This is a genomic window from Novipirellula methanifontis (assembly GCF_052161655.1).
GTDB lineage: Bacteria > Planctomycetota > Planctomycetia > Pirellulales > Pirellulaceae > Novipirellula.
On the sequence record NZ_CP197418.1, the window covers coordinates 7,877,522 to 7,894,130 of the forward strand.

The 16,609-nt window shown below is 52.9% G+C and carries 13 protein-coding genes and 1 pseudogene; 8 read left to right on the forward strand and 6 right to left on the reverse strand.

Features of this window, described 5'->3' with window-relative positions; genetic code table 11:
- Window positions 1-41: 41 nt before the first annotated feature.
- The 4 genes from SH528x_RS27925 (at window position 42) to SH528x_RS27940 (ending at window position 4,209) form a co-directional block, all read left to right on the forward strand.
- Window positions 42-1,394 (forward strand): two-component system sensor histidine kinase NtrB, encoded by a 1,353-nt coding sequence (locus SH528x_RS27925; protein ID WP_442506725.1) that lies wholly within the window; start codon window positions 42-44, stop codon window positions 1,392-1,394.
- A complete protein-coding gene (locus SH528x_RS27930; RefSeq protein ID WP_442506726.1) occupies window positions 1,391-2,752 on the forward strand; it encodes a sigma-54-dependent transcriptional regulator in 1,362 nt (453 codons plus the stop codon). The genes SH528x_RS27925 and SH528x_RS27930 overlap by 4 nt, the downstream gene beginning before the upstream one ends.
- A 482-nt stretch (window positions 2,753-3,234) precedes the next feature.
- Complete coding sequence (locus SH528x_RS27935; protein WP_442506727.1) at window positions 3,235-3,510, forward strand: hypothetical protein; 276 nt, start codon at window positions 3,235-3,237, stop codon at window positions 3,508-3,510.
- A 72-nt stretch (window positions 3,511-3,582) separates the two neighbouring features.
- Window positions 3,583-4,209 carry a carbonic anhydrase gene (locus SH528x_RS27940; RefSeq protein ID WP_442506728.1) on the forward strand — a complete coding sequence of 209 codons (627 nt, stop codon included), beginning with the start codon at window positions 3,583-3,585 and terminating at the stop codon, window positions 4,207-4,209.
- Window positions 4,210-4,253: 44 nt separating this feature from the next.
- On the opposite strand, the gene SH528x_RS27945 is transcribed toward SH528x_RS27940, so the two are convergent.
- The 3 genes from SH528x_RS27945 to SH528x_RS27955 form a co-directional block, all read right to left on the reverse strand.
- A complete protein-coding gene (locus SH528x_RS27945) occupies window positions 4,254-4,742 on the reverse strand; it encodes a DUF309 domain-containing protein (RefSeq protein WP_442506729.1) in 489 nt (162 codons plus the stop codon).
- A 170-nt stretch (window positions 4,743-4,912) separates the two neighbouring features.
- Window positions 4,913-5,242, reverse strand: coding sequence for a hypothetical protein (locus tag SH528x_RS27950; RefSeq protein ID WP_442506730.1), 330 nt, complete (start codon window positions 5,240-5,242; stop codon window positions 4,913-4,915).
- Window positions 5,243-5,546: 304 nt separating this feature from the next.
- Complete coding sequence (locus tag SH528x_RS27955; RefSeq protein WP_442506731.1) at window positions 5,547-6,281, reverse strand: alpha/beta hydrolase family esterase; 735 nt, start codon at window positions 6,279-6,281, stop codon at window positions 5,547-5,549.
- Window positions 6,282-6,871: 590 nt separating this feature from the next.
- Between SH528x_RS27955 and SH528x_RS27960 the strand changes: the two genes are divergently transcribed.
- The 3 genes from SH528x_RS27960 to SH528x_RS27970 all read left to right on the forward strand — a co-directional run bounded on the left by SH528x_RS27960 (window position 6,872) and on the right by SH528x_RS27970 (window position 8,337).
- Window positions 6,872-7,633: a hypothetical protein gene (locus SH528x_RS27960; protein ID WP_442506732.1), complete on the forward strand. Its 762-nt coding sequence runs from the start codon at window positions 6,872-6,874 to the stop codon at window positions 7,631-7,633.
- Window positions 7,634-7,796: 163 nt separating this feature from the next.
- The gene (locus SH528x_RS27965; RefSeq protein ID WP_442506733.1) at window positions 7,797-8,048 is read left to right on the forward strand and encodes a ribbon-helix-helix domain-containing protein; all 252 of its coding nucleotides are present in this window, start codon (window positions 7,797-7,799) and stop codon (window positions 8,046-8,048) included.
- Between the two features lie 4 nt (window positions 8,049-8,052).
- The gene (locus SH528x_RS27970) at window positions 8,053-8,337 is read left to right on the forward strand and encodes a type II toxin-antitoxin system RelE/ParE family toxin (protein WP_442506734.1); all 285 of its coding nucleotides are present in this window, start codon (window positions 8,053-8,055) and stop codon (window positions 8,335-8,337) included.
- Window positions 8,338-8,490: 153 nt separating this feature from the next.
- Here the strand turns inward: SH528x_RS27970 and SH528x_RS27975 are convergent, their stop codons facing one another.
- On the reverse strand, window positions 8,491-9,030 hold the full coding sequence (locus SH528x_RS27975; protein WP_442506735.1) for a CbrC family protein: 540 nt from the start codon (window positions 9,028-9,030) through the stop codon (window positions 8,491-8,493).
- A gap of 412 nt (window positions 9,031-9,442) precedes the next feature.
- Between SH528x_RS27975 and SH528x_RS27980 the strand changes: the two are divergent.
- A pseudogene (locus SH528x_RS27980) lies at window positions 9,443-10,809 on the forward strand (IS3 family transposase); the annotation flags it as partial.
- Window positions 10,810-11,623: 814 nt separating this feature from the next.
- Here SH528x_RS27980 and SH528x_RS27985 read toward each other — a convergent pair.
- Together SH528x_RS27985 and SH528x_RS27990 are read right to left on the reverse strand one after the other, a co-directional pair.
- Window positions 11,624-11,944, reverse strand: coding sequence for a hypothetical protein (locus tag SH528x_RS27985; RefSeq protein WP_442506736.1), 321 nt, complete (start codon window positions 11,942-11,944; stop codon window positions 11,624-11,626).
- A gap of 1,336 nt (window positions 11,945-13,280) precedes the next feature.
- Window positions 13,281-16,517, reverse strand: coding sequence for a PVC-type heme-binding CxxCH protein (locus SH528x_RS27990; protein WP_442506737.1), 3,237 nt, complete (start codon window positions 16,515-16,517; stop codon window positions 13,281-13,283).
- Window positions 16,518-16,609: the final 92 nt, after the last annotated feature.

Here is a 16,609-nt window from a genome sequence, read left to right on the forward strand (position 1 = left end):
TTGGCCACAGCAGCATGCCGCAAACTCAAATGAATCCGACCATGTTTGACGTACCCGATGGGCGTGGAATACGGCGTTTTGCTGCAGGGTTGGCCATCCTCAGTTTGATTGCTTTGTCGGTCACGACCTGGATTCTGTTCGATGTGGCTCGCGAGCAGGAAATTGTTGCTCGCATCATTCAACATTTGCCTGAAAGTGACATGGCAGTTGCTGAAGAGCTGTCGGGTGATTTGCGATTGCGTAGCAAACTCTCGTTTCTTTTGGTGCTAAATATCGTTGGCACGGCAATTGCCTTTGCCCTCGTCGTTCGTGGCTACTTGTCCAGCGAACAATCGCTACGAGACGCCCAGGTGTTGGCAACTGATATCCGCGCCAGCATGGATGGTGGGATCATTACGACGGATCGAAACGGAACAATGACAAGTCTGAACCCTCGAGGACGAGAAATCCTTGGCCTCGGCGAGGGCGAAGGTGTGGGGCTGACGCCGTCTCAGGCTGGAGGGGAGCACGCGCTGCTAGAAACAATTTGCAGTGAAGTCAACTTGGGGCAAATCGCAATCCGCGATCGCGACTATACGGTCAATCGGAATGGCCACGAGCAAACATTACGTGCGGGGTGTACCCGTCTTAAAAATCAGCGAGATGAAGCAATCGGAACGGTCATTCACATTCGCGATGTTACCGAGCGTGTTTTAATGGAACAGCGATTGCGGAGGATGGAACGTTACATGGGACTTGGTTCGCTTGCGGCCGGTTTGCAGCATGAAATCAAGAACCCCCTTAGCGCTCTTTCGCTTCACATCCAATTATTGTGCGAACGACTTGCCGATGACACACCCGATGGCGAAGTCCAAGAGTTACTTGACGTGCTGCATATCGAAGTTGCCCGAATTACCAATGTGCTCGACAGTTTTCGAAACTACGCCTCGGTTAACGAACTCGGTCGTTCCTGGGTCGATGTTGCGACGTTGATCGAAAAGCTCGTCCGCTTTTTGCATCCCCAAACCAAACAACAAAACGTGGTCGTAAAAGTGGATTTGCCCAAGGAATCGCTTGAATCAATCGAAGCCGATTCGATGCGTCTAGAGCAAGTTTTGTTGAACCTGGCGCTCAATGCACTCGCGGCGATGCCAGACGGTGGAACCCTGCGATTTAGTTTGAGTAAGCAAGACGATTATCTGCGGATCGATGTGACCGACACCGGAAATGGCATCCCCGTCGAAATCCAATCACAGATTTTCGATCCCTATTTCACCACACGAAACGAAGGTACCGGAATGGGGTTGGCGTTGTGTGACAAAATCATTCGCCAACATGCCGGAAGTATCGACTTTAGCACAGCTCCGACCGGAACTCAGTTTTCGGTCCTGTTGCCAACCGAAGGAAACTCATGAACTCGGCTGCATTCAAATTGCTAATCGTCGATGATGAACCGAACATCCGCTCGGGACTCGCCCGCGGTCTGGCTGCGGAAGCCGACGTGGTGGACACGGCCGATGACGCCGATGATGCGTTGGCGAAATTCGACAAAGAAAATTATCAACTTGTGATCGCCGATGTACGTTTGAATTGCGGAATCACCGGCATTGAATTGTTGAAGAAGATCCGTTATTTGCGGCCACAGACCGCGGTAATTATGATTACCGCGCATGGCACCGTCGAAATGGCGGTCGAGGCGATGCATGCGGGCGCGTTTGATTTCGTCTTGAAGCCGCTTGACTTGAACTTAGTCCGGCAACAAGTGCGTAAGGCACGTGAGTACTATCAGCTTCGCGTCGAAAATCAAAAGTTAAAGAACCAGCTTGCCAGTGCGGGGGAAATTTCAAATATCATCGGCGGCTGTGCTGCGATGCAAGGCGTTTTTCAGCATATTCGCCAAGTGGCTGCCACCGAAGCAACCGTGATGATCCAAGGCGAAAGTGGCACCGGTAAAGAACTCGTGGCTCATGCGCTGCATGATCTCAGTGATCGCAGCAACGGCCCATTCATCGCCGTCAATCTCGGTGCAATGCCGGAAACGCTTTTGGAAAGCGAACTGTTTGGACACGAAAAAGGAGCCTTCAGCGGCGCCTCGCGACAGAAGCCCGGCTGTTTTGAACAAGCCGCTGGTGGAACGTTGTTCTTGGACGAAGTGACCGAAATGTCTGCCAAGAGCCAAGTCGATTTACTGCGCGTTCTGGAATCCAAATGCTTCACCCGCGTGGGTGGCGAAGATGTGTTGCAAGCGGACGCACGCGTGGTCTCGGCCACCAATCGCACGATCCAGGATTTGATCTCCGAAGGAACATTTCGCGAAGACCTGTACTACCGTTTGAATGTGATTCCGATTGAGGTTCCTCCACTGCGAGGACGCCGTGAGGATATTCCACTGCTAGTCGAACATTTTCTGGACCACTTTTGCAAGCGACATGGCCGAGAGGTCAAGCGACTTGCCCCCGAGGCGATGCAGACGATGGTCGCTGCACACTGGCCCGGCAATGTCCGGCAACTGCGTAACGTGATGGAGCGAATTGTCGTTACACACACCGGACACGTAATCCACAACGAAGAATTGCCATCCGAATTGACGCGCAAAGACGGCGGTCATCGTGCATTGCCAAGCTCGTTGGCCGAAGCGGTCGAAGGTTGCGAGCGTGAGACGATTCACCTCGCTCTGGAAGCCTGTGACTTGCATCGCGAAAAGACGGCCAAGGCGCTTGGCGTTAGCGTACGCACGTTGCATTACAAAATGGGCCGCTACGGCCTGCACTAGTCGTTTGTCAAATGTAAAACTTAGGGTTGGCTGTAGTGGACGAGGCTACGAGTCCCTGCGATTTGTCGCACTTCCAAGGACTCGTGGCCTCGTCCACTAACCCATGATTCAACGCTGACAAACCACTAGTTTTCAGACATCAGTCGCCTTACGACTCTGCAATAAGCTGCACCTTCTGCATTTAGCTGCATAGGACACCTGCCTTCGGCAGCCTCCTCTGCCAAAATCTTTTCTTTGTCTCGACACTGCATTGGCACGCAAAACACGGTGATTTGAGCGTTCTGGAACGCAACGTTGCTCAGCAAACCGCACATTGGGATTACCGACCAATAGGTTGGCATTGCGATTGCATTTAGGCCGCGAACAAGACCACTGGGGATTGAACTTCAGGCGGAGTTCGTTCGGGTTGAAAAGGTCGGGTTCTATAACCGCTGTATTTAGCAGTCAGCTGGTCTTACCGATTTGCAAGAGAGGGTTTCAGCATGTCACGTCCTTCTTTCCGTGCGACGGCAATTTTTTCATTGTTGGTCGTGCTTTCGTCGGCCAGCGTTGCTCACGCCACGCACATCCGCAGTACGGTCGAGCGCCGACAACACGCCAACCGCGGTTTCTTTGTTAGCACTCACCACTACACACACCGCTACCAGCCCGCGGCGACCCCATGGCAATCAAATGCCTCGCGTTTTGGAACAGTGAGTCCGACGACAAACGGGATTCCCACAACAACATCGTTGCAAACGGTGACACCATCACGCTAAAGATCTTGGCGTGACCGGAATCTTCATCCCTAGCAAACGCCTAATTGGCAAATCCAACTTCGGCTAAACAACATGATCCGTAACATCAAGCTCAAACGTGGTCTGCATCAATTTCTCCCTCACGAATTTGGTACGCTCGCCGGACTTCGTGAATCGACCCGAAATGGTGCCCAGATCATGATGGTTTGTTGTGCGGATCATGGCTTGGCCGCAGACAACATTTCCTTCGTTCGTCCCGAGCAGTGCATTGTAATTCAAAACATGGCTGCGTCCGTCCCCAAATATGATTCAGGTGCGGGAGGATCCGTGTTGGCGAGTCTCGCGTACGGCATTTCCACCGAACGCGTGCAAGACGTTATCGTCTGCGGCCACTTAGGGTGCCGCATCATTCCGCACTGGTCAAAGTCGATCGTGGAACTCGACAAAGAGGATCCTGGTGGCAGTTTCAATCGGAATGCTCGGATCGTTGTCGAGAGTTTCTATCGTTGTCGATCCGCCAGTGAACGACATACGCTGATGACGTGTGAGCATCTACTGTTCCAGCTCGAAAATTTGCTTTCGCATCCATTTATGAGAGACAAATTGCGCAACGGCAAGGTGCGATTGCATGGCTGGGTCGTCGACGACAACACCGCTCGTGTGCTCTGTTTTGATCCCAAGTCATCACAGTTTGTTTCGCCCGAAAGAACACACTGTTGAGCGGAATCATTCTCGAATCGTTTCCCTGAGTCAGAATCCAGTTTTTACATCCGGAGGTTGTCGGAATCGAAATCTGGATCCAAAACAAAAGGTAAAACGCGTCGGACTCGGCATACGGTCGAGTCGACAATGGAATCGGCTCGCTCAGCCAGTTGCGTGCATGATTGATACAGCGACATTGTCTTTAGACCCAATTCATGCCGACCGTCAAATGTCGTGTCCTGTTCGCATGCGATGAACAACGCCGCCGCCCGTGCGGCGTGTCGCCGGACACCTGTCGCGCTGCCCTGGCGTGCTTTGACTCCGGCAGCGGCAAGTTTGATCAATCCTTTCAAAAAGCGGGCTCGAGTCGTGGCCGCGGGCGCTGCGATCCAAATCATCTCCCATGCCTCATGCGACTCCCAGTAGTATCCATAGTTCACCAGATCGATAGCCAAACAGTGCGGCCGAAAGATGGACTGCGGATCTTGCCCGTCATCCCCACCATGCTCGTAGCGATGACCGCCGACACCTGAAACCGGATGAGGATGCATGCCGGGAACAAACGCATAAGATGGAAACGGGCGAGAGCTTAGTCGTTGCGGCAGTGGCGGAATCAGCAGATCGCTCGTTAAATAATAGTGAATGCGTAATCGTTAGGCGATTGATTCGATCAAAGTATTGGCCGCGACATCAAGTCAATGACGATGCCATCCGGCTCTGGCTAGGTTTGGTTCGTCATCGAGCGAGCTCGAAACCAATAGTACATTGCGACGAGAGCGAGTCCGATGAGACCTCCGACGACAATGCCCTGGGTGAGTCCCTGTCCAATGCCAACAGCGACGGGATCGAAAACAGGGGAATCACCGGTAGAAAAGACAGAGCGATAGTAGCCGGGAGCGAACGCCCCGAGAGCCGCACCGATCGACAACCCCATTCCGCCGCCGATCAGAGCGGAAGCGAAAACGGTAGCAACCGACCACAGCAACAACCGCGGCGAAGGTTCTGTCGTCAATTCACTTTGCGGTGAGTCGTAAGGATTGTCGTCAGCCACGTGTCTGTATCAGCCAGCGGAAATGAGTGCCGACGCTGCCTCGAACCGAGGCAATTTTTCGTGGCACACCCAACATTGTACCCGATGGTGACATGTTGCAAACGAATCAAAACCTAAGTGAAGGCCTCGGGATATCTGTCTGGGAGATCAGGCGACTCATTCGCATCACATACGAGAGTCATGTGTGAGGCAGAGGGAGCGAACCGTGAAAGGTCCGCTACGACGACCATCACAAAACCACGCTTCGTGCAATCATGCCTCGCACCACACCACCTCGAAGTGACTCACTTTGATCATGGGCCAGTTATCGGGAAAGCCTGTGATCGGTCAAAAACGCCCATGCGTTTGCATTGCTACGGGTAGACCATGCGTGGCCAAGTCCATCAATGACACTGAGGTCTGCGGCGTGACCTGCCTCGCGATAGTAGTCAAGATCGGTTTGCATTGAACTGGCGGCGAAATCATCGCTACCCACGATCATCAGAATGGGGAAGCGGTGTTCGGGATCGTTGAGGGCGCGAGGTCGCGGACCGGAGTGGGCGACAACGGCAGCAATATTGGACGACCGAGCATTGGCCAGAAGTTGTACAAATGAGCCGCCGTTGGACATCCCCATCAGGTAAACACGATCACGATCAATTTGGTATTGCGAAGACATGTGTTCCAGCAACGCATCAAAGAATTGGACATCAGAATTCGCGTCCAACGTTTCGGGATCCACGTTGATTGCATCCCACATCCCATTGCGACTGGCTGGGTAGACCAAAAGGAACCCGTTTTTGGCAGCCAAAAGATCAAGCTGCGAATACGCGGCCATTGAATCGGTGGAATCCCCGATTCCGTGAAATGCAAAAACCAGGGGTGCGGGCGTCACCAGGTCCTTCGGGACGGTAACACGGAATGTCCGCTCAAACTGCCCGACGTTGATCAACTGATGTGAAATTTTGGCAGCGGGTGGACGCGTTGAAAGAAAGTGCATTGTTGCGGCGACAATCGCGACGACAACAGCGACCGTGGAGATGTAGCGTCGGTGCTTCACACGAAAGTGCTCGACAAGGTGCAGCGAACGTTCCGATCTACGACAGAGACGCGTAGGTGAAGGAGGCGAGCTTCCACGCTGGAGACTCGCTGTTTTGATCCACTGATTTTAATCTATTCTGCGCTTCCGCAATTCACTTGTTGCTGCAATTTTTTTTTCACGGTGTGAGAATCGACTTCGCGATGAACACTCCCATTCATTTGTCAAGCAAAGGCGTATACACAGAAAGACTAGCGCGACAGAAAGATCGTCAGACCTAAATTGCAGTATCATCATTTTTCTGTCGCCCATTTTCCTGTTTTGATCTGAATGCTTCCGAAATTTGTATCAAATGCAGCACCTCAACTCGGATCTCTGAATGTATGGGGTCGCAACGCCCTTCTCAAGTTCGGTCACGTCAATCGAAGTGGCCTTGACGATCCAGCCGCCTCCCGCCACGAAGCGGCTCGTCTTGAACATGGGTTTGGGATCAGGCTCGTACCTCGCTGACCTCAAACCCTAAGAAGTTAGGCGACCGGTGCATTGGAGTTGACGTTTGTGCTAACATTTGGCAGTAACCGGAAAAAAAGGAGGACATCATGTATCTGACGATGAGTTGGCCCGTAGATGAAGTACTGAGTGCAGAAACTGATGAACCGGTCGAATTTGATGCAGTTCCGTGTGAATGGGAAGAATCCGATCTGGATGAGTATTTGGATGTCTCGATCTTGTTGCACGGAGTTAAAGGAGACAAGGTTGCATTGGAGAGAGTTGACGGGCAGTTGGTGTGTCACGTCAGGTTCATCGTCCCCAATGATTTCTCGGTTGAGAACCAAGAGAAGCTGATTGATGAAGTTACCGGTGCATTGTCCGACGGATTTGGGGAGAACGGTCTTCAGACGCAAGGTCACAACGTATGTCTCGAATTAGATTTGGACAACGAACCAAAAACAAGCACGACTCCCGGCCCAACAGTATTGCCGACCTTGGCAGCACTTGCATTCGGTGGAAGTGCAGATGCACTGAGAGAGGCTATTGATGCCGCCAAGGCAATCAGGGGGCTCGAATCCGCGATGTTGTCAACGTTGGAAACGATGAAGCCGTTATCGTTGGCTGTAGGCAGCGGCGATGTGGAAAAGGTGCAACTGCTGCTTGACGCAGGAGCAAATCCGAACGGTGACGATGCAGGCGTGCCAATAGAAAGCACGGTCCTTGTTAACTCGCAATGCCTGTCAGATGCCGATGCGGTTGACATGGCGCGGCGATTGGTTGCGGCGGGTGCGAGCGTTAAGAACCCAAAGGGGTTGGCCAAGAAGGCCGCAAGTCGAGGGAAAACGAAGTTGGCCGAGTACTTCCGTGCGCTCGAACAGTAGGTCGCCTAACGGAAGGTTTTTACGACATCGTCGCCATCGACGTAACGATAGTCTGAATCTGATTTTGATTGTATAATGACGACGCGGTCGAATCCACGGCGAAGATGTCCCCGAAGGGGCTTAGCGTAAGAACCATGTTATGTGCCCCGGCGCATTGGAGTGAATGATGAATCTTAATTTGCCGAGTGACATCAATGCGTTTGTAAAATCTTTAGTTTCTGAAGGTCGATTCGATTCAGAAGAAGCGGCGATCATTGAAGGCGTCCGGATGTTAATGGGGCGTGAACAGTTGAAAGCCGAAATTCAAGTTGGTATTGACCAGCTAGATAACGGTCAGCACTTCGATGAAGCAACCGTGTTCGAGGAAGTGAACGCGGAAATCGACAAGGTCGAATCAACACAGCAAGGAAGCTGATGCCATGCCGAGGCTTCGGTACTCCTCACAATCGAAAGACGATTTGAAACAAATCGCTCGGTTCATTGCCAAGGACAAGCCCGATGCTGCACGGCAATGGGTTTCCAAGATTCGCGAGAAATGTCAACTCGCGTCACAGCACCCAGAGATTGGAGATGAGCGTCCGGAACTGGGCGAGGGAATCCGGTCGACGTATCTGGGCAGCTACGTGATATTCTTCCGACGTTCCAATGGATTTGTGGACATCGTCCGTGTCATGCGAGGCGATGTGGACAAACCAAAAATATAGGAGCACATAACGGGAGGTTTTTACGACACCGCCGTGAACGAAGCGAGTGACGTCTGAACTACCAGAAATTGCATCAATGCCAGCCCGCGTTGCCCAACATGGAAGGTGTGCCGAAGGCGCCAGCGTAAAACCCATGTTAGCCGCCCCGTTGCGCTACGTGAATTGCCAAGTGAACAGTTGACGGTCGCAGGTAGTACAACGGAACAGGCTGACCTCGCGAAGGGACTCAGGTCGAAGTGCGTACTCGGACGTCCAATCACGCGGTTCCCGTTCCCAGTAGAGAAAACGTTGCGGAACAGTTTCGGATTCGTCGGCAGTTTGTGGCGTGCCAAAGAACTCGGCCCAGTCTCCGCAACACATGGGCCAGTCGTTGTATTGCAGAAAAAGCGGGATGCTTGGCGTCTTGCCAAAGGCAGCCAGTGCGGAATCAATGTCGGTCGCGAACCGATTGATGGTTTTTCGGATTTCGGGAGTGATGTCCTTGCGAAGGTTGCCACCAAGAATGCATTCGGCACAGAGTTCCGACACCTCTGGTTCGTCGCGGGCAAGCTGTGGGTTGGCGGCTAAGTCCGGGTTGATGATCTCACCATCAAAGTTGAAGATCGGAGCGGATTCGGTCTCGCAGTGATGGCATTGCGTACCGCCACACGGAATCAACGCTGTATCGTCTATGTAGGTAAATAGTGAACCCAATGGACTAGGGGCGGCTAACGGAAGGTTTTTACGACACCGCCGTTACCGAAGCGGTGGAGTTTGTATCACGAACAGCTAATGATACGCCAGCGCCGATCGAACTACAAACGAAGGTGTGCCGAAGGCCCAGAATAAACACCATGTTGGGCGACCCTACGAGGTGGCCGGATGCTCTCCAAGACCGTAACGCAAGGAATCAATCGAACTAAGAATGCGAGAATCTGTTTCGGTTCCACGCATCTGCCGCAATGCCAACAGTGTAGCATCAACGCCGAATGATGAAGCAAGGTATTTAAGGTATTTAGGGACAGTCTCGGCGCTCGCATTAAAATGCGGAACGATTGACCCCTCTGTGCCAACATGAGTGAGACAACTTTGAAGTTTTTCGAAGTCGAGGGCACGGAGAGTTTACATGACCGAAATCGCCAACAAAAAAGTTAAGAAAAATCCTGAGGTGGCTGAGAAAGCGACCCGTCGTCGCTTTTCAGAGGAGTATAAACGTCGGATCGCGATCGAAGCTCAGCAGTGCTCCGAGCCCGGTGAGATTGGAGCTCTGCTACGTCGTGAAGGGCTCTATTCGTCAGTGGTTCAGCGCTGGCGTCGTCAACTTCGGGAAAAATCATTGTCATCATCGAATAAGCCCAGTAGCGATGTGCCGCCAGCAATACCGTCAAAGGCAAAAGAGCTTGCCGCTTTGAAACGCGAAAATGAACGCCTAAAAGAAAGACTTCGCCAGACGGAGTTGATCATTGACGTCCAAAAAAAAGTCTCGGAGATGATGCAGACACGCTCACACGAGAAGACAGATTGAGTGCGGCTGAAGGGCTCAGCAAACGAGTCGGTGTCGCTGCTGCATGCCGCGCACTGAATGTTTCGCGAGCGACGTTGTACCGTCGCCGCGATCCCGACCAGCAACCTAAGCCGAGACCGATCCCAGCTCGAGCACTTTCACTCGGAGAACGAAAAGCGGTGATCGATCGACTCAACAGCGAACGTTTCGCTGATCAGTCGCCGCGGCAGGTCTACTCGAAATTGCTCGATGAAGGGGAGTACATGTGCAGCGTGCGGACGATGTATCGCATCCTTGAAGCGAATCAAAGCACTCGCGAACGCAGAAACCAACTCCGACACCCGAACTACAGAAAGCCTGAATTGCTTGCGACCGGCCCCAATGAAGTCTGGTCGTGGGACATCACCAAGCTCAAGGGCCCGGAGAAATGGACCTATTATTACCTGTATGTCATTCTGGATATCTACAGCCGCTGCGTGGTCGGCTGGATGCTGGCACATCGTGAAAGCGCCGATCTAGCCACGCAGCTGATCGAAACAACCATTGAAAAGCAAAACATTCCGCGCGAGCAATTGATCCTCCATAGCGATCGTGGGCCATCGATGACATCGCATTCGGTGGCGCAGTTGCTTGGTTCGCTGGGCGTCACCAAGTCACACAGTCGGCCGCATGTTTCCAACGACAATCCTTTCTCGGAAAGCCAGTTCAAAACGATGAAGTACCGCCCTGAATTTCCCCAGCGATTTGGATGCTATGAAGACGCACTTGGATTCTGCCGTGAATTCATTGGCTGGTACAACGACGAGCACTATCACAGTGGCATCGGCCTGCTTACCCCATCATCGTTGCACTACGGCCAAGGCGAAAAAGTGATCGAGTCGAGAAAACAAACGCTTCACGGGGCATGGCAGAAGAATCCCGAGCGTTTCGTACACGGCATTCCCACACCTGCAAGCCTTCCCAAAGCAGTTTGGATCAACGCTCCCAAACGAAAGGATGAATTGAAAAGCGAAGCCCCCGAAGCGAATTGCCCGGGGGCTCCAGAAGTAACGTCTTTGACGCACCCTCGATCCGGTTATCCCTTGGACGGTTGCGTCCCCGCAGAGCCGTCTTCCGTTTCACCGGACGTCGACACAGTACCAGCAACAAACTCTTTGAACACCCGAGTCATGCCTGAAAAAATCCCGGGGGTTCGGGGGCTGGCCCCTGAGCACGCGGGATGCAGCACCTAACAACTATCAAAAAGTTGTCTCACTGTCGTTGACACATTCCGTGAAGCGAGAAAGGCAGCGAGCGTGATAGGGCATTGTAAATCTGCCCGAAGCAATAGGTCTCCCGCAAGCCATTGGTATTGATATCGCGTTTGTGTCATAAGGACATGGCTGAGACCATCAAATGCGGCCTCTGCGTCCAGCGATTCGACCCAAGTGAGCAACTCTGCTCGCAACCGATCCCAACCGCTGGATGAAGGTCGTTCGGCGAATGTATCAAAGGCATTGCAAAGATGTGTGCATATATCAATTGGCTGAGGGGAATCGCTCAACGGGGTCGCCCAACGTAGTTATGTACGACTCGGTGTCGTACTTTATGGGGGTGAGGCTCCACGCTGGAGGCTCGCTTTTGGTTTTCCTGATTTTAAACAATTTCTGCTGGCAAGGTACAGCTCGTTGCTGCAAACTCCTTCGGTTTGTGGAATGAGTTTTGGATTCCCTGCTGCCCTTCGTGCGAAATCGCAGCCAGCTTGCTTGTGGTAACGACGGTTTTTCTCATAGGCGCTGAGCTGCAACCTCCGAATGCAGCTCACTACTGTGGCGAGTGTGGAGGGAGTTTTAAATACCGGCCGGTGATTTGTACTTGTAACATTTTGAAAAACTCGGCAGTGGCGAACCGCTCTTGCTGCTCTCGTGTGAGCCAGCGGCGTGAGGCGGACCACTGCTCCTCGGGCGGAATCGATAGTGTCACAAATCCTGGTCGCTCCATCGTCGCGGTGATGCCAGTGAAATAGATCGGGCGGCCCCTGTCCTGGACGGCGATCGTGACCCGGCTCGACAACAATTCGCCAGCCGAATCGTACTCGGGTTTGAAATACTGAGTCGCGGAGAACGTTGGCAGGGTACCAGTCACTTTCTCTTGACAGGAACGGATCCAAGGCGGTTTTGAAAGCCGAATGAAGGACAGACGAATCGTCCCTCTGAAATTATTCGTCTGTCCCGCATTCGTCTGTCAATAAACACTCGTCGCTACCTACAACCCGTTTATACTCGCACGCTCAACGGCGGGTCGCCGGTGACTCCCATCCATTTTCACTAGGTAAATGAACGTTTGCCGATGAAGCGGTTTGCTGCGGCTCAATGAACGCAATCGGCTTGGAAAGCCGAGCGACAAGCGGACTGATGCGGGTTCTCTGGACCTTGGGCAAGTATCTCTTAATCTTAATCCTACTCGTAATCTTAATCCCGTCTGCGCAAGCACAACTGGGCCCGATGACAAGCGGTGAAGATTAGGATTAAGAGTAAGATTACGATTAAGAATCGGAAGCAGGCAAAGCCTGGAAGTTTTGAAATGTATCACGCCCAGATGCGTCCTAATCCGATTATCAAAACATATCATCTTTGCTGGATCGAGTTTGGCTTTGAAACGATGAGTCGCGGAGTGTGATGGTAGGTGCCAGTCACTTTCTCACGAGTCAGTTCCTCACGACAGGAACAGATCCAAAGCGATTTTGACCGCCGAATGAACGACAGCCGAATCGTCGCTCTGTATTTATTCGCCTGTCCCCCCATTCGTCTGTCAGAAATCAATCGTCGCTGCCTACAACTTGCTCACTCGACGGCGGGTTGCTTATCACACCTATTAATCTCCAAGAGGTTATGGAGCGATTGCCGATGAAGCTGTTTGTTGCGGCTGAATGAACGCTATCGGCTTGGAAAGCCGGGCGACAATGGGATGATGCTGGGGCCCTTCGGACAGAAACTCTTAATCTTAATCTCGCCCGGGATCGTGCTTGGCGTTTGAAACGCAGAGTCGGCTGGTGGGGCGTTAGTCACTTCCTCACGACAGGAACAGATTCAAGGTGATTTTGACAGCCGAATGAAGGACAGACGAATCGTCCCCCTGAATTTATTCGTCTGTCCCCCCCATTCGTCTGTCAGAAATGTCTGGTCGCTGCCTGCAACTTGCTCACTCGACGGCGGGTTGCTTGTCACACTTGTTTATTTCCAAAAGGTTATGGGACGATTGCCGATGAAGCGGTTTGCTGCGGTTGGATGCACGCTATCGGCTTGGAAAGCCGAGCGACAATGGCTCACACTTGCGATCTGGCCCTTGAACCAGCAACTCTTAATCTTAATCCCGTCTCCCCAAACCATGCGGTCGCGGGAGACGAACGAAAAGGATTAAGATTAAGAGTACGATTAAGATTAAGACGCAGGTAACGCCTTGCGCAGGAGATTCGCTGGCGTTACTTTTTGGTCAGCGTTAATGAGTACTCGACGAGGTTGACGAGCTGATCGGCGGTCATCAATCGCTGCAGATCTTGCGGCATCAACGACTTGGATTGCTTTTGAAAAATTTCAATCTCGTCTTTACTGACCGTTTGATCGATCCCCTCGGCATTGCGAAGCGTGACCGATTCTGCGGTATCGCTGACCAGCAATCCCGTGATCGCCGAACCGTCGTCGGTGAGCAGACTGTAGGTCTCAAAATTGTGGCTCACCGCCGCACTGGGATCCAGAATCGATACGTACATCGCTTCACGCGATAACTTGCTGCCGATCTCGGACAAATCGGGTCCGACTTCTTTTCCTTCGCCATGCACTTTATGACAGTTGATACAGGTGCCCGTTTTACGGAACACTTCGGCACCCGCAGCCACGTCACCGCGCCGCTTCACGAGCGTTACCAGCGGCGGCAACGGTTGGCTGTCGGCGGTCGCAGGAAGCTCGAGATATTTCGCAGCTTCTTTGCGAATCGTTTCCTCTTCGGTCGACAGCAGCACGTTCGCGGCAGCAAATTTCAAATCGTCTGGCAATTTTCGAGTGACCACCAAATCGAGCAGTTTTTTGCGACCATTGGGACGTCGTGAGATTCCCTCGAGCGCCGCGACACGCACTTCGTTAGGCAAACCATCCGCCGTAACCAACGGCAACAACAGTGAAACGGTTTGATTGCGTCCCGCATGCCCCACCAACGATACCGCCGCAACACGCTGTTTTATGTCGTCGCTTTGCATTGCATCGAGCAGCAATGATTGACGATCCATCGAAAACAGGATCTCCGCGGCGCGAACGCCGCTAGTTTGGTCGTGATGTGCGAGACTGAACTCGACCAAGTCATCCGCCATTTCGCTGAATTTGAAACGTTGCAGCAAATCAAAGTAAGCGTCCGTTCCTGGCTGAGCACGCAAATATCGCAGCACCGCCGCTTTGGCAGGCCCGGAAGATTGGATGTCGAAATCCTGAAGTCGCAATATCGCTTCGACGATCACTGCGTCGTTGCGGCCCACTGCCGAGCTGGCAGCATCCGCAGTTGACTCAACCAAGCTCTTCAGCGCGGTCTCTTTCTCTGCTCCGTCATGAAAATCCATCGCGCGAAGGTAGCGTGCTTGGTCTGCTGCGGTCGTCGTTGGATCTTGCAATAGTTTCACCAGATAGGCCGGTGCCAATGCGGATCGACTTCGCCAAACGATGCCACGACCCGCAGGCGAATTCCAATGCTCGCCCACCTTTTCGAGCCAAGCCGAGAAACAAGCGTCCGCGTGGTTGTCGGATGCCAAGCCAAGAGCCTCCAAATACCAGCGGTCCTCGCCGTCGTACTGAAGTGCGAGCTCGGCCCACCAATTTGCTTTTTGAGCCGAGTCGACATGGCGAAGCGCCACCAACAATTCACGACGCACTTGAGGCGATTTATCCTTGATCAAGGGGCGAACGTACTCGTTAACATCGAGATTCAATTGACGAGCTAAACGCACTCCGACGATGCGAATGTTGGGATCATCGTCCGCGATTGCTTCGGAGACAGTTTTCTTACCACGTCCCTCGATCTTACCCAGCAACCAAAACACGCGAGCGCGATAGATCGGATTTTCCGACGACGCAAGCTTCGTTAGTGCCGACTCGGCATCCGCTCCTTGTTTGTGCAGCGACTGCCAAGCCATCGAGCGAACCGAGTAGTTCGGGTTCTTGAGTCCTTGGATTGCCCCATCGATGCTGGTGAAATCAAACTTTGGCGTCTGGTATTTGCCGTCGTGGTCACTCGGCACGATTCGGAACAAGCGACCTCGGTCAAGATCCCCCATCCCGTGTCCTCCGACGCCAGGATCGTACCAATCGGCGATCACCAACGATCCATCGGGAGCCACTTTCACATCGGACGGTCGAAACCATTTGTCGCGAGTGCCCGTCAACACATCACGGATCTCTGCCTTATAACCGGCGCCGTCATTTTCCAAAATGTAAGCGCGACAAACATTGGGTCCCGCGTCGCAATGGATCAAATCGCCACGAAACATCGGCAACAAATCACCTTCGTAAACGGTGATCCCGGTCGGCGATCCTGCTCCGGTCAATAGCAGATTAGGAACGACGCCAGGATCGTTTAAGTGCCAATGTTGTTCAGGAATCGCGGTGCTCATTCCCGTGCGAGGCGACTTCCAGCCCGCGCCGGTTTTTTCGTCTTTGTAGCCATAGTTCCCAAACTCCATCACGTAATTGATTCGCACGGCTTTGTTGCCATCATCATCGTTATCGGACTGCCAAATGGATCCGTAGGAGTCGATGGTGACCATCCAATTGTTACGGAAGTTCCAGCCCAGCGTTTCAAAATCGCTGCCGTCAAGATTGCAACGAAACACCATTCCCTCTTGGTAGGGTTGTCGTTTCGCAGCGACTTCGTTTCCGGCCGCATCAATGATCGGGTTGCCGTCTTTGTCTTTGATTTGGTTTCCGGCATTCCCAAAGTTGAAATACAACTTTCCATCGGGACCAAATGTAAACGCGTGGATGCCATGGTCGTGCTGGGTTCCGGAAATGCCGCTGAACAAGACCTGCTTGCTATCTGGTTTATCGTCGCCATTCGAATCAGTAAACAAAAAGACTTTGTCGCCTGCCGAGACGATGACTTTATCTCCGAGCACACAGACGCCGTGGGGCGAATCAATATCGGTGCCTTGGTAGAACACGGTTTCTTTGTCCGCTTGCCCGTCGCCGTCGGAATCTTCGAGAATCAAGATCCGGTCTCCCTCAGCACGTTTCCCTTTGTGACGACGGTAGTTGACGATTTCGCAAACCCAGACGCGTCCGCGGTGATCAATGTCAATGTTCGATGGGCTTAGCAGTTGCGGTTCGGCCGCAAACAACGTCGCCGCCAAACCATCGCCGACATCCAAACCGTCAAGGGCATCGGCCACTTCATGCGATCCCGCATCATTGCTCCCCTTGGTCGACAGCGACGGTTTGGCGGTGTAGACAAGAAATTCGACGTCCGCAGCGTCGCCACCACTTTGATCGGTTCCACCGTTGTCCAACCCTCCAGTGGCTACAAAGCGGTCGTAGCCTTCGGGCAGATCAAATGCGATCAGCGAATTTGCGTGGGTGCCGATCCCATAAGCGACCGCTTTGCCCGCGATCTTCAACGGGCCACCGCCTGCGTTTTTATTGACGCGGACCTTGCCCCATTGAGACGACGCGTCTTTCCACACAAGTTCGGTTAATCTCTTTTCACCATCGGGCCCGACCAATCGAGGCTCGGCCCAATCCGCCCAATCACACGAGAATCCGTTTCCGGCATCGG